General features: G+C 63.7%; 14 protein-coding genes. 9 read left to right on the forward strand and 5 right to left on the reverse strand.

Annotation, left to right across the window (positions count from 1 at the left end; all coding sequences use genetic code 11):
- Positions 1-18: 18 nt before the first annotated feature.
- Positions 19-444 (reverse strand): type II toxin-antitoxin system VapC family toxin, encoded by a 426-nt coding sequence (locus tag ABIB00_RS17660; protein ID WP_354105233.1) that lies wholly within the window; start codon positions 442-444, stop codon positions 19-21.
- A complete protein-coding gene (locus ABIB00_RS17665) occupies positions 441-725 on the reverse strand; it encodes a type II toxin-antitoxin system Phd/YefM family antitoxin (protein ID WP_354105234.1) in 285 nt (94 codons plus the stop codon). The genes ABIB00_RS17660 and ABIB00_RS17665 overlap by 4 nt, the downstream gene beginning before the upstream one ends.
- Before the next feature lie 233 nt (positions 726-958).
- Here ABIB00_RS17665 and glpD point away from each other — a divergent pair, with 233 nt between their 5' ends.
- From glpD to ABIB00_RS17700, 7 genes are all read left to right on the forward strand, one after another.
- Positions 959-2,509, forward strand: a complete 1,551-nt coding sequence (gene glpD, locus ABIB00_RS17670; protein WP_354105235.1) for a glycerol-3-phosphate dehydrogenase — start codon at positions 959-961, stop codon at positions 2,507-2,509.
- Positions 2,506-3,585, forward strand: coding sequence for an ABC transporter ATP-binding protein (locus ABIB00_RS17675; RefSeq protein WP_354105236.1), 1,080 nt, complete (start codon positions 2,506-2,508; stop codon positions 3,583-3,585). The genes glpD and ABIB00_RS17675 overlap by 4 nt, the downstream gene beginning before the upstream one ends.
- Before the next feature lie 12 nt (positions 3,586-3,597).
- Positions 3,598-4,683 carry an ABC transporter ATP-binding protein gene (locus tag ABIB00_RS17680; protein WP_354105237.1) on the forward strand — a complete coding sequence of 362 codons (1,086 nt, stop codon included), beginning with the start codon at positions 3,598-3,600 and terminating at the stop codon, positions 4,681-4,683.
- Positions 4,683-5,585: a carbohydrate ABC transporter permease gene (locus tag ABIB00_RS17685; protein ID WP_247340449.1), complete on the forward strand. Its 903-nt coding sequence runs from the start codon at positions 4,683-4,685 to the stop codon at positions 5,583-5,585. The genes ABIB00_RS17680 and ABIB00_RS17685 overlap by 1 nt, the downstream gene beginning before the upstream one ends.
- Positions 5,585-6,391, forward strand: coding sequence for a carbohydrate ABC transporter permease (locus ABIB00_RS17690; protein ID WP_007606994.1), 807 nt, complete (start codon positions 5,585-5,587; stop codon positions 6,389-6,391). The genes ABIB00_RS17685 and ABIB00_RS17690 overlap by 1 nt, the downstream gene beginning before the upstream one ends.
- A gap of 9 nt (positions 6,392-6,400) precedes the next feature.
- Entirely contained in the window at positions 6,401-6,730 is a 330-nt protein-coding gene (locus ABIB00_RS17695; RefSeq protein ID WP_247340447.1) for a DUF2160 domain-containing protein, read from the forward strand.
- A 127-nt stretch (positions 6,731-6,857) separates the two neighbouring features.
- A complete protein-coding gene (locus ABIB00_RS17700; RefSeq protein WP_247440916.1) occupies positions 6,858-8,600 on the forward strand; it encodes an ABC transporter substrate-binding protein in 1,743 nt (580 codons plus the stop codon).
- 189 nt (positions 8,601-8,789) lie between these two features.
- Here the strand turns inward: ABIB00_RS17700 and ABIB00_RS17705 are convergent, their stop codons facing one another.
- The 3 genes from ABIB00_RS17705 to ABIB00_RS17715 all read right to left on the reverse strand — a co-directional run bounded on the left by ABIB00_RS17705 (position 8,790) and on the right by ABIB00_RS17715 (position 11,974).
- The gene (locus ABIB00_RS17705) at positions 8,790-9,890 is read right to left on the reverse strand and encodes an alkene reductase (RefSeq protein ID WP_354105238.1); all 1,101 of its coding nucleotides are present in this window, start codon (positions 9,888-9,890) and stop codon (positions 8,790-8,792) included.
- A 170-nt stretch (positions 9,891-10,060) separates the two neighbouring features.
- Positions 10,061-10,564: a DUF1993 domain-containing protein gene (locus tag ABIB00_RS17710; protein WP_247340442.1), complete on the reverse strand. Its 504-nt coding sequence runs from the start codon at positions 10,562-10,564 to the stop codon at positions 10,061-10,063.
- Between the two features lie 108 nt (positions 10,565-10,672).
- Positions 10,673-11,974: a lytic murein transglycosylase gene (locus ABIB00_RS17715; RefSeq protein WP_354105239.1), complete on the reverse strand. Its 1,302-nt coding sequence runs from the start codon at positions 11,972-11,974 to the stop codon at positions 10,673-10,675.
- Between the two features lie 186 nt (positions 11,975-12,160).
- Between ABIB00_RS17715 and htpX the strand changes: the two genes are divergently transcribed.
- Complete coding sequence (gene htpX / locus ABIB00_RS17720) at positions 12,161-13,093, forward strand: zinc metalloprotease HtpX (protein ID WP_354105240.1); 933 nt, start codon at positions 12,161-12,163, stop codon at positions 13,091-13,093.
- A gap of 134 nt (positions 13,094-13,227) precedes the next feature.
- Positions 13,228-13,872 (forward strand): tetratricopeptide repeat protein, encoded by a 645-nt coding sequence (locus ABIB00_RS17725; RefSeq protein WP_354105241.1) that lies wholly within the window; start codon positions 13,228-13,230, stop codon positions 13,870-13,872.
- Positions 13,873-13,876: the final 4 nt, after the last annotated feature.

The following is a 13,876-nucleotide window of genomic DNA, read 5'->3' on the forward strand; positions in this document are numbered from 1 at the left end:
TTTGGGTCGGCCGACGTCTTATACGTCGTCCCACGGGTCGAGCAGCACGACGCCGAATGCCGCAAAATCCTTCACATTGCGTGTGGCGAGTGTGAGGTCGTTTGCGAGCGCGGTCGCGCCGAAGAATCCATCCATCACGGACAGAGCGATGCCGGTGCGGCGGCTCTGCGCCATCAGATCGCCCCAGCGCTCGGCGACCGCATGGTCGATCGGCAGGATGCGCCCGGCAAAACGCTCCGGCAGATCATGCGTGAGCCAGGCAGTCAGTGCCGCGCGCCGGCCGCCGTCATCCAGCAGTGCGATGCCACGGCGAAGCTCTGCGATCGAAGCGACGCTGATGAAGGCGCGGTCCTCGTCGATCGTATCGAGCCACGCCAAAACTTTCGGGGAAGGCGCCGGCCGCCGAACCTCCGAGAGCACGTTGGTGTCGAGCAGCAAGTTCACGGCATCTCGTCGCGCGGCGTGTCGTGCATGCGTTCAAGATCGAGGTCGGCGCCGCGTAATGGCGACGCCAGCAGGAATTCGGCCAGCGTGCCTTTGCGCGCCGTCTTGCGCGCCCACTCCTCGGCGGAAACGACAACCGCATTGGGCCTGCCGTGACGGGTGATGACCTGCGGGCCGCACTGGGCGCGGTCGATCACCTCGGAAAGCCGTGCCTTGGCGTTGGCAAGCGTCCAGATGTCATCGGTTGGAAGCGCATCGGGTGCAGTGTTGGAGTCGGCCATGAGAATATCGACCAATATGACTACTATGACTATAATTCTCTGAAGCTAAGCATTCAAGGGTGCTTTTGCCGCTGGAATTGCCGGCCCAGGCTGCTCAATTCCGCGTCTGTCTGCCCCACTTAAAAGTTCCACTTTCACTTCCTTTCTTCTCTCTTTCATCTTGCTTTCGTTTTTCGGTGTGATCTAATCAAAAACGAAAGTAACCGCTCGATTGAACGGGCGGTCGCCGGGGGATGCGTCTATTGGAGCGTATTTTCGACCTCGCCATCATTGGAGGCGGTGTTAACGGCTGCGGCATCGCGCGCGACGCGGTGGGCCGTGGCAACACGGTTTTCCTGTGCGAAATGAACGATCTGGCGAGCGGGACGTCGTCCTGGTCGACCAAGCTGGTGCATGGCGGCCTGCGCTATCTCGAATATTACGAGTTCCGCCTGGTTCGCGAGGCGCTGATCGAGCGCGAGATCCTGTGGGGCATCGCGCCCCACATCATCCGCCCGCTGCGTTTCGTTCTGCCGCACCATGCAGGCCTGCGACCGGCCTGGCTGCTGCGCCTCGGCCTCTTCCTCTATGACCATATCGGCGGCCGCCATCTGTTGCCGGCGACCCGCTCGGTCGATCTCAGGCGTGACGAGGTCGGTCGCCCGCTGATCCCGAACCGCTATACCCGCGCATTCGAATATTCCGACTGCTTCGTCGATGACGCCCGTCTCGTCGTGCTCAACGCGCGCGACGCCGCCGACAAGGGCGCCGAGATCCGCACCCGCACCCGGGCGACGGATATCAAGCAGTCCGACGGCATCTGGACCGTCAGCATGATCGACACGCTGACCGGCGCGCGCTCGTCGATCCAGGCTCGTGCGCTCGTTAATGCCGGCGGGCCCTGGGTTGAAGACGTGCTCGGCCGTGGCGCCGGCGTCAACGCGAAAGCCAAGGTGCGCCTGGTGCAGGGCTCGCACATCGTCGTGAAAAAACTCTACGATCACGACCGCGCCTACATGTTCCAGAACGCCGACGGCCGCATCATCTTCGTGATCCCGTACCAGGACGATTTCACGCTGATCGGCACCACCGATCGCGACTATGACGGCGATCCGGCCAAGGTGAAGGCGACGGCCGAGGAGATCCAGTATCTCTGCACGGCGGCAAGCGAATATCTGGCCAAGCCTGTCACGCCTGACGACGTGGTCTGGACCTATTCCGGCGTGCGTCCGCTCTATGACGACGGCGCCAGCGAAGCCAAGGCCGCGACGCGCGACTACGTGTTCGAGCTCGACACGCCCGGCGGCGTGCCGCTGCTGTCGATCTATGGCGGCAAGATCACGACCTACCGCCGTCTCGCCGAGGAGGCGCTGGAGCGGCTCGCGCCCTATCTTCGCAGTGCGAAAGCGCGCGAGGGCTGGACCGGCAAATGGCCGCTGCCCGGCGGCGACATGGGCGTGTCCGATGTCGACGGCCTGATCGCGGAGCTTCAGCGCGGCTATCCCTTCCTCAGCCACGAGCATGCGCGACGACTCGCGCGCGCCTATGGCACAAAGGCGATCAAGCTGCTCGGGGATGCGAAATCCGCGGCCGATCTCGGCCAGGCCTTCGGCGCGACGCTGAGCGAGCGCGAGGTCCGCTATCTCATGGCCAACGAATGGGCCGTCACTGCCGAGGACATCGTCTGGCGCCGCTCAAAGCTCGGCCTGCGACTAAGTGCCGACGAGATCGCGGCGCTTGACGACTGGATCAGGACCCACGCCGTGCAGCAAAGTCCCCTGCTGGAAGCCGGAGGACGCTCATGACGGTGACACTCGATCACGTGACCCGGACTGTCGACGGCGTCCCGCACATCCGCGACGTCTCGCTGACGCTCGAGAGCGGTACGCTCAACGTGCTGCTCGGGCCGACGCTGTCGGGCAAGACCTCGATCATGCGGTTGCTCGCAGGCCTCGACAAGCCGACTTCGGGCAAGATCTTGGTCAACGGCAAGGACGTCACCGGCGCCGACGTGCGTAAGCGTTCGGTCGCGATGGTCTACCAGCAGTTCATCAATTATCCCTCGCTTACAGTCTATGAGAACATTGCGTCGCCCTTGCGTGTGCAGGGCAAGCCGCGCGCTGAAATCGAGGCGCGCGTGGCGGAAGCCGCAAGACTGCTCAGGCTCGAGCCGTTCCTGAAGCGCACGCCGCTCCAGCTTTCCGGTGGCCAGCAGCAGCGCACCGCGATCGCGCGCGCGCTGGTCAAGGGCGCCGATCTCGTGCTGCTCGACGAGCCGCTCGCCAATCTCGACTACAAGCTTCGTGAGGAGCTGCGCGCCGAGCTCCCGCGCATCTTCGAGGCTTCCGGCGCGATCTTCGTTTATGCCACCACCGAGCCAACCGAGGCGCTGCTGCTCGGCGGCAACACGGTGTGCATGTGGCAGGGACAGGCGCTCCAGATCGACGAGACCGCCAACGTCTACCGCCGGCCGCAGACTTTACGCGTCGCGCAGGTGTTCTCCGACCCGCCGCTCAATCTCGTCGGCATCGAGAAAAAGAACGGCTCTGTGCAATATGCCGGCGGCGCGGCGTCGCCGGCCTCGGGTCTGTATTCGTCGCTGGCCGACGGCGCCTACCGGGTCGGCTTTCGCGCGCATCAGCTCGCGCTCGCCAACGGCCAGGCCGATCGCCACGCCTTCCATGCCACGGTAACGGTGACCGAAATCACCGGTTCGGAGAGTTTCGTGCATCTGACCCGCGACGGATCGAAATGGGTTGCGGTGTTGCACGGCGTGCACGAGTTCGAGCCCGGCCAGACCATCGACGCCGTGCTCGATCCCAATGATGTCTTCGTTTTCGATGCGGCAGACCGTCTGGTCGCCGCACCCGGCAATACCTGAGGGAGATGCGACATGGCCCGCATTGACCTCGTCGATCTCGCGCACTCCTACGGCGGCAATGATGCGCCGCAGGACAGCTTTGCGCTGAAGCCTGTCACCATGACCTGGCGGCAGGGCGGCGCCTATGCGCTGCTCGGGCCGTCCGGCTGCGGCAAGACCACGCTGCTCAACGTCATTTCCGGCATCATCACGCCGTCGCGGGGGAAAATCCTGTTCGACGAGGTGGACATCACACCGCTGTCAACCCAGAAGCGCAACATCGCCCAGGTGTTCCAGTTTCCGGTGATCTACGACACCATGACGGTGGGGCAGAATCTGGCGTTTCCACTGAAGAACCGCGGCGTGCCAAAGACCGAGATCGACAAGCGCGTCGCCGAGATCGGCCGCCTGCTCGATCTCGAACCCTATCTGAACCGCAAGGCGACGCGGCTCACGGCTGACGCCAAGCAGAAGATATCGCTCGGCCGCGGCCTGGTGCGCTCCGACGTCGCCGCCGTGCTGTTCGACGAGCCGCTCACCGTGATCGATCCCGAGCTGAAATGGCAGCTCCGCTCCAAGCTGAAGGCGCTGCATCGCGAGCTCGACCTTACGATGATCTACGTCACCCACGACCAGACCGAGGCGCTGACCTTTGCAGACACCGTCGTCGTCATGCACGACGGCCGCGTGGTGCAAAGCGGCACCCCGGCCGAGCTGTTCGACAAGCCCGCGCACACCTTCGTCGGCTATTTCATCGGATCGCCCGGCATGAACATCCTGCCGGCCGAGGTGAGGGGCCGCGAGGCCAAGATCGACGGTCACGTCATCGCGCTCAATCGCAGCTACGACAGCCTTCCGGCAAGCGCTAAGATCGAGATCGGCGTGCGTCCTGAATTCGTCGAAACCGTTGCGCCGGCACCGGGCCTGCTCAGCGCAAAAATCGAACGCATCGACGATCTCGGCCGCATCCGCTTTGCGCGTGCGCGCCTCGGTGATGCAAAACTCGCGGCGCGGGCGCCGGCCGGCTTCACCAGCCCGGACGGCACGGCCGGCCTGAAATTCGATCCGTCGCACGTCCACGTTTATGCCGACAGCCTTCTGGTGGAGGGAGCCGCCTGATGGACAAGACCGTCAACCAAAAGGCCTGGTTCCTGGTGCTGCCGGTATTCCTGGTCGTCGCCTTCTCGGCAGTGCTGCCGCTGATGACGGTTGTGAACTATTCGATGCAGGACACCTTCGGCAACAACCAGTTCTTCTGGAACGGTGTCGGCTGGTTCAAGGAATTGCTCGACCCTTCGACCGACCTCGGCGGCCGCTTCCTCGCCTCGCTCGGCCGCAATCTGTTCTTCTCGATGGTGATCCTAGCGATCGAGGTGCCGCTCGGCATCGTCGTCGCGCTGTCGATGCCGCGCCAGGGTTGGACCGTCGCGGCCTGCCTCGTCATCCTCGCGCTGCCGCTGTTGATTCCGTGGAACGTGGTCGGCACGATCTGGCAGATCTTTGGCCGCCCCGATATCGGCCTGCTCGGCTATGTGCTCAACGCGATCGGCATCGACTACAATTACGTCTCCAATGCCGTCGATGCCTGGGTCACCGTCATCGTGATGGACGTCTGGCACTGGACCAGCCTGGTCGCGTTGTTGTGTTATGCCGGCCTGAAGTCGATCCCCGATGCTTATTACCAGGCAGCTCAAATCGACGGCGCCTCGCGCTGGGCGGTGTTCAAGGCGATCCAGCTGCCCAAGATGAACCGCGTGCTGCTGATCGCGGTGCTGCTGCGCTTCATGGACTCGTTCATGATCTACACCGAGCCGTTCGTCGTTACCGGCGGCGGGCCCGGCAATTCGACGACCTTCGTGTCGATCGAGCTCGTCAAGATCGCGCTCGGCCAGTTCGACCTCGGCAAGGCCGCCGCGCTGTCGCTGGTCTACAATCTGATCATCCTGATCGTCTGCTGGATCTTCTACACGGTCATGACCAATGCCGGCGCCGAGCGGAAGCCGCAGGAAGGAGCCGCGTGATGCATTCGATCCCCGGCCGTCGCCTCATCATGGCGCTGTTTTTGATCTTCCTGCTGTTGCCGATCTACTGGCTCGTCAACATGAGCTTCAAGACCAACGCCGAAATCGTCTCGACGATGACGCTGTGGCCGCACGCCCCGACGCTCCAGCACTACAAGCGCATCTTCACCGACGAGAGCTGGTATTCCGGCTACATCAACTCGCTGGAATACGTCGTCCTCAACACCATCATCTCGATCTCGGTGGCGTTGCCCGCGGCCTACGCGTTCTCGCGCTACCGTTTTCTCGGTGACAAGCATCTGTTCTTCTGGCTGCTGTCGAACCGCATGGCGCCGGCCGCGGTCTATGCACTGCCGTTCTTCAATCTTTACTCGGCGATCGGGCTGTTCGATACTCCCTGGGCGGTGGCGCTCGCGCACTGCATCTTCAACGTTCCGCTGGCGGTCTGGATCCTCGAAGGCTTCGTCTCCGGCGTGCCGCGCGAGATCGACGAGACCGCCTTCCTCGACGGCTATTCTTTCCCGCGCTTCTTCATCAAGATCCTGGTGCCGCTGATTGCGAGTGGCATCGGCGTCGCCGCCTTCTTCTGCTTCATGTTCTCCTGGGTCGAGCTGTTGCTGGCACGCACGCTGACCTCGGTGCAGGCCAAGCCGATCGCGGCGATCATGACGCGCACAGTGTCGGCCGCCGGCATGGATTGGGGGCTGCTCGCGGCAGCCGGCGTGCTCACCATCATTCCGGGCGCGCTCGTGATCTGGTTCGTCCGCAACTACATCGCGAGCGGTTTCGCGCTCGGCCGGGTCTAGGAGGCATCAATGGAATCTATTGCATGGATGGCCTGGACGCTGCCGACGGCGATCTTCTTTGTCGCGCTCGCCTGCACGCTTGCCGTGATGACCTGGCTTGGGGTGGCCTATCCCGAAACCGAGCGCGTCGGCGTGCTGCGCATCCCCACCACGCGCGGCGACCGCCTGTTCATCTCCCTGATCATGGCGGCTGTCATCCACTTGCTCTGGATCGCCTTCGCCGGCACCGACGCACTCGCCACGCTGCCGATCGGCGAGGACGGACTTGAAATTTCGCGCCTTTGGCTCGCATCAGGAATTTCGCTGGCCATGGCCGTGCTCATTTTTCGCACGGTCTAGCCCGCGAAGGGACGGCCAGATCCGGGACCAACCCGGGCCTGTAGAAAGTTTGTCGCTGCAACGGAGGAACAACATGCGGCAGTTTAGGAGAAGGGAACGTCCATTGACCAAGAATAGCTTTCTGACGATGTCCAGCGTCGCCGCCATCGTCGCGGTGTCGTTGGCCGTCTCGGCGCCGGTGCGCGCTGCCGACGATGCCGCAATCCAGAAATGGATCGCGGAATTCCAGCCCTCGACGCTGTCGAAGGACGAGCAGAAGAAAGAGCTGGAATGGTTCGTCAAGGCCGCCGAGCCCTTCAAGGGCATGGAGATCAATGTCGTCTCCGAGACCATCACGACCCACGAATACGAGTCGCAGACGCTGGCGAAGGCGTTCTCCGAGCTCACCGGCATCAAGCTCAAGCACGACATCATCCAGGAAGGTGACGTCGTCGAGAAGCTGCAGACCCAGATGCAGTCCGGCAAGAACGTGTACGACGGCTGGATCAACGACTCCGACCTGATCGGAACGCACTTCCGCTACGGCCAGACCATCGCGCTGTCGGACTACATGACCGGCGAGGGCAAGGACGTCACCGATCCCCAGCTGGACGTCAACGACTTCATCGGCAAGTCGTTCGGCACGGCCCCGGATGGCAAGCTCTATCAGCTGCCCGACCAGCAGTTCGCGAACCTCTACTGGTTCCGCTACGACTGGTTCACCAACGCCGACTACAAGGCCAAGTTCAAGGCCAAGTATGGCTACGAGCTCGGCGTGCCCGTGAACTGGTCCGCTTACGAGGACATCGCCGAGTTCTTCACCAACGACATCAAGGAGATCAACGGCGTCAAGGTTTACGGCCATATGGACTATGGCAAGAAGGACCCGTCGCTCGGTTGGCGGTTCACCGACGCCTGGCTGTCGATGGCCGGTAACGGCGACAAGGGCATTCCGAACGGTCTGCCGGTCGACGAATGGGGCATCCGCATGGAAGGCTGCCGTCCGGTGGGCTCCTCGGTCGAGCGTGGTGGCGACACCAACGGCCCGGCCGCGGTCTACTCGATCACCAAGTACCTCGAGTGGATGAAGAAGTATGCTCCGCCGCAAGCGCAGGGCATGACCTTCTCCGAGTCGGGTCCGGTGCCGGCGCAGGGCAACATCGCCCAGCAGATGTTCTGGTACACCGCCTTCACCGCCGACATGGTGAAGCCGGGCATCGCCGTGATGAACGCGGACGGTACGCCGAAGTGGCGTATGGCTCCGTCGCCGCACGGTTCGTACTGGAAGGAAGGCATGAAGCTCGGCTATCAGGACGCCGGCTCCGTGACGCTTCTCAAGTCGACCCCGGCGGATCGCCGCAAGGCAGCCTGGCTCTATCTCCAGTTCATCATCTCCAAGACGGTGTCGCTGAAGAAGAGCCATGTCGGTCTCACGTTCATTCGTGAATCCGACATTTGGGACAAGTCGTTCACGGAGCGTGCGCCGAAGCTCGGCGGTCTGATCGAGTTCTACCGCTCGCCCGCGCGCGTGCAGTGGACCCCGACCGGCAACAACGTGCCCGACTATCCGAAGCTGGCGCAGCTGTGGTGGCAGAACATCGGCGATGCGTCGTCCGGTGCGAAGACGCCGCAAGCCGCGATGGACTCGCTTGCCGCCGCCCAGGACTCCGTGATGGAGCGTCTGGAGAAGTCCGGCGTGCAGGGCGCCTGCGGTCCGAAGCTGCACAAGAAGGAAACGGCCGAGTACTGGTTCGCCAAGGCCCAGAAGGACGGCACGATTGCTCCCCAGCGCAAGCTCGCCAACGAGAAGCCGAAGGGCGAGACGGTCGACTACGACACCCTGATCAAGTCGTGGCCGGCACAGCCCCCGAAGCGCGCGGAAGCGAAGTAAGGCACATCAACGTAACGACGAAAGGCCGGGAGCAATCCCGGCCTTTTTCTTTTTATTGTCGTGGATTTTGCTCCACACCGTGATTGCGAGCGAAGCGAAGTAATCCAGAGTCTTTCCACGGAGGTAGTCTGGATTGCTTCGTCGCTTCGCTCCTCGCAATGACGGCGGATAGCGCTGCCGCGGTAGCCGCTACTCCGCCGGTTCAATCGTCAGCGCCGGGTAATCCGTGTAGCCCTTCGCACCGCCGCCGTAGAACGTGTTCTTGTCCCAGTCGTTCAGCGGAGCGCCCTGCTTCAGCCGCTCGACGAGGTCGGGATTGGAGATGAACGGCTTGCCGAAGGCGATGAGATCGGCCGCGTTCGCCTTCAGCACCTTGGCGGCGAGGGCGAAATCATAGCCGTTGTTGGCGACGTAAGCGCCGGCGAAGCGCTTGCGCAGGCCCGCATAGTCGAACGGCGCGATGTCGCGCGGACCGCCGGTGGCGCCTTCGACGACGTGGAGATAGACGAGCTTGAGCGCGCTGAGACCGTCGACGATATGGTCGTACAAGGCTTGCGGGTTCGAGTCCGAGATATCGTTGGCCGGTGTTACCGGCGAGACGCGAATGCCGGTGCGCTCGGCGCCAGCCTCGGCCACGACGGCCTTGGATACTTCCAGCATCAGCCGCGCGCGGTTCTCGATGGAGCCGCCATAGGCGTCGGTACGCTTGTTGGTGCCGTCCTTGGCGAACTGCTCGAGCAGATAGCCGTTGGCGCCGTGGATCTCGACGCCGTCGAAGCCGGCTTCGAGCGCATTCTTCGTGGCGCGCTTGAAATCGTCGATGATCCCGGGAATTTCGGCGAGCTCGAGCGCGCGAGGCTCGGAGACGTCGGCGAAGGTGCCGTTCACGAAAGTCTTGCCCTTGGCGCGGATCGCGCTCGGCGCTACCGGCGCTGCGCCATTGGCCTGGAGATCGACATGCGAGATGCGGCCGACATGCCAGAGCTGGATGAAGACCTTGCCGCCGCGCTCGTGGACTTGATCGGTGACCTTGCGCCAGCCGGCGGCCTGGTCCCTGGAGTAGATGCCGGGTGTGTCCTGGTAGCCCTGGCCCTGCTGCGAGACCTGGCTCGCTTCGGTGATCAGAAGCCCTGCGGAGGCGCGTTGGCCGTAATAGTCGGCGGCGAGCGCACCGGGCACGAACGTGCCGGGAACGGCGCGGTTACGCGTCAGCGGTGCCATCACGAAACGGTTCGCAAGCGTGATCGGGCCGAGCTTGTAGGTGTCAAACAATTTGGTCGAACGGCTCATGGGAATGCTTCCAGGCGGTGAAAGGTCTGCAACACTTGTGCATCGCGGCAATCAGCGCAAGGGAGGAGCCATACGGAAAGTGCAGGCGAGCTACGCAGCAAGGCCCGCGTAGCACAATTCGTATGCAGTTTCGGCCGCGACAGCGGAATTCCGCTGCCGCGGGCCATAACTTAATTCGCGCCGAGGAAATCGCGCTTGCCGATCTCGACGCCGGCGTGGCGCAGAAGGCCGTGGGCGGTTGCGGCGTGGAAATAGAAGTTCGGCAGCGAGAACGCGCTCAGGAATTGCTGGCCCTTCATGGTGATGGATTTGTCGGGGCCGGCCGGGAAGGTGACGTCCTTGGTGTCGGCGCCCTCGAACTGCTCGGGCTTGAACGATTTCACATAGTCGATGGTCTTCGCCAGGCGCTGCTTCAATTCGGCAAAGCTGGTCTCAGTGTCTGCTGTGGAGGGCACTTCGCTATGGGTCAGCCGGGCGCAGCCCTTGGAGGCGAAATCGCTGACGAGCTGGATCTGCTTCGACAGCGGCAGCATGTCCGGAAACAGCCGGGAGCCCAGCAGGACGCTCGGGTCGACCTTCTTGGCCGCGCAGTGCGCCTCGGCTTTCGTGAGCAGGCCGGTCAGACTGTTCAGCATTTGCAAATAGGCGGGGACGACGGCGTCGTGAAAGGACATGTGATGCTCGCTCTTGTGGTGGGGAATCTCAGGAGAAACCTGAGCCACTCACATGGGGCCGTCATGGAAAAATACAATCGCGGGAGCGGCTTGTGCAGTGCGAAAATTCTACCGTGCCATCGCCGCAGGCTGCGCCTGTGCTGTGCCACCGCGCATCCGGGCCAATAGCTCGGAGGTCGGCCAGGAATCGGCCGGCAGACCGTATTTGACCTGCATCGCCTTCACTGCGGCGCGGCTCTGCTGGCCCAGCACGCCGTCGACCTTGCCGACATTGAAGCCGGCCTGGACCAGAAGCTGCTGCAATTGCTTGAGCTCATTGAACGGCAGCTGCGCGACCGGTGTGGTCGGCTTGCGCATCGGTGCTGCGCCCGCAATGCGCGAGGCGAGATAGCCCGCGGTGGTCGAATAGATCAGCGAGTTATTCCACTCGGTATAGGCCGCGAAATTCGGATACGCCATGAAGGCCGGCCCGTTGCGTCCCATCGGCAGCAGCACGGAGGCTGCAAGATTGTCGCTCGGCAGCGGCCTGCCGTCGGGATAGGTCACCCCCAGCTGCGCCCATTTCGCGCGCGGCTGCTGCACGGTGAGATCGGTCTGATCCCACGGCAGGTTTTGCGGCACCTTGATCTCCTCCAGCCACGGCTCGCCGCGCCGCCACTTCAACCCGTTGGCGATGTAGTTCGCGGTCGAGCCGATCACGTCGTCTTCGCTGCGGAGGAGATCGCGCCGTCCGTCGCCGTCATAGTCGACGGCATAGTTGACGTAATGCACTGGCAGGAATTGGGTCTGGCCGAGTTCGCCGGCCCAGGAGCCGATCATCTCGTCGGGTGTGAGATCACCGCGGTCGATAATCTTCAGCGCGGCGATGGTCTCGTTCACGAACATCTCTGAGCGGCGGCAGTCATAGGCCAGCGACACCAGCGATTTCAGTGTCGGCAGATTTCCCATGTTGACGCCGAAATCGCTCTCCAGTCCCCAGAACGCGGCGATCACCGCCGGCGGCACGCCGTATTCCTTTTCGGCGCGCGCGAACGCGGCCGCATGTCGCTTGATGTGCTGCTGGCCGTTCTGCATGCGATAGGGCGCGGCCATGCGGCCGGCAAATTCAGTGAAGAGCTGGCCGAACACGCGCTGGCCGCGGTCGCGATTGACGATGCCCTGGTCGTAGACGAGGTAGGGCGAGGCCTGCGCCATCGTTCGCTGCGACACGCCGGTCGCCACCGCCTGCTGTTTCACGTCAGCCAGGAAGCGATCGAAGTTCGCGCCATTGTGGCACGACGCCGCGCGCGGGGAGGGCGCAGTGGCCCTGAGGGCCGCTGGCTTTGCGGGCGGTGGCGCGAACTGTGCGGAGGCGGGACAGGCGAGTGTGAGCAGAGCGGTGGTCGCGATCGCAATTCGGGTCTGGAGCATGAGGTTTCCGCAAGGGGAGGAGACGCTTGGATTCTTGACCAAGCTTAATGGAACGATTGCCTTCAAACCAGTGCCGCGGCTCCGCGACGCACCTGGAAACCTTGCGGGTGGGGCGGGGTCGTCCCTACCTCATGCTTGCCGGCCTGCAGCGCCTCCAGCGGCGGCGACCGGACCCGGGAGAGGGCCATGAACTATCTTCGTACCGCAATGCTGCTCGCAGGCCTCACCGCCCTGTTCATGGGCGTCGGCTATCTGATCGGCGGTGCTGGCGGCGCCATGATTGCGCTCGTCATTGCCGCGGCGACCAATCTCTTCACCTACTGGAACTCCGACCGCATGGTGCTGAGCATGTACGGGGCTCATGAGGTCGACCGCAGCAGCGCGCCGGAGCTGGTCGGGCTCGTCGCCGAGCTTGCGCGCCGCGCCGGCTTGCCGATGCCGCGCGTGTTCCTGATGGACGAGCCGCAGCCCAACGCGTTTGCCACCGGGCGCAATCCCGAGAATGCCGCGGTTGCGGTCACCACCGGGTTGATGCAGCAGCTCAGCCGCGAGGAGCTCGCCGGCGTGATCGCGCACGAGCTCGCCCATATCAAGCATCACGACACACTGCTGATGACTGTTACCGCGACCATTGCGGGTGCGATCTCGATGCTGGCGCAGTTCGGCATGTTCTTCGGAGGCAACCGCGACAACAACGGCCCGGGCATCGTCGGCTCGATCCTGATGATGATCCTCGCCCCGATCGGGGCCATGCTGGTGCAGATGGCGATCAGTCGTACGCGCGAATACGCCGCGGACAATCTCGGCGCACGCATCGCCGGTCAGCCGATTTGGCTCGCATCGGCGCTGGTGAAGATCGAAGACGCTGCGCATCAGGTCCCGAACCTCGAGGCGGAGCGAAATCCCGCCACCGCGCATATGTTCATCATCAATCCGCTGTCGGGCCACGGCGTGGACAATCTGTTCGCCACCCATCCGGCGACGCAGAATCGTATCGCGGCGCTTCAGCAACTCGCAGCCGAGCTTGGCGCTCAGGCGTCGCCGTCGATCGGCGCCAACGAGAACTATCCGCCGCGGGGTCCGTGGGGTCGCTCCTCTTCACGCGGCCCTTGGGGTTGATGCGGACGCGGCCGGAATTTGCATGCTTTGTGACCTGACGCACACAGGCTGGTCCCAGCCGGTGTTAACACCTTCGCGAAACTGTTCCTTCGAAAGGGGATGCGTGGCCGGCCCACTGCCTGCCACGGTCGAAGATGACCAAAGCTGCAGTACCATTGCTGATCGTCCTGGGCGTGCTCATTGGCCTGTCCACGCACACGGTCGTCAATTGCGGGGACGAGGACGATCCCGACATCTGCTCGGCGGTGATCGGCTTCTCGCCGCTGCGGGGATCGCTGATCGCCTTTGCCTATGAGGGGCGCGGGCGGATCGCGCTGCGCCATGGCGACTGGCGGCGGGCGATCGCGGATTTCGACGAGGCCATCCACCTCAATCCCAACCGCGCCTCGCTCTATCGCGAACGCGCTCTGGCGCGCCGGCAGAACGGCGATTTCGAACTTGCCATCGAGGATTACGACGAGGCGATCGCGCATGATCCGAGGCTCGCCGCGCCCTATCACCAGCGCGGTCTCGCGCTCGCCGCCACCGGCGATCTCGATCGCGCGATCCTGAGCTACAACACCGCGGTCCGCCTCGACCCCTCGGATGCGCAGGCCCGGCTCGCCCGCGGCCTCGCATTTCTCGCCCGCGGCCGGGCGGATGAGGCACGCGCCGATTTCGAGGCCACGCTGGCGCTGCCCGCCGGCAAGGATGATGCCCACACTCGCGATGCGGCGCGCGCAAAACTCGCCGAACTCGCGAGCGCCGAGCCAACCCAAGTGGCCGCGCCAACACGGTGAGTGG

Origin of the sequence: Bradyrhizobium sp. LB14.3, assembly GCF_040547985.1 — a bacterium.
Taxonomy (GTDB): domain Bacteria; phylum Pseudomonadota; class Alphaproteobacteria; order Rhizobiales; family Xanthobacteraceae; genus Bradyrhizobium.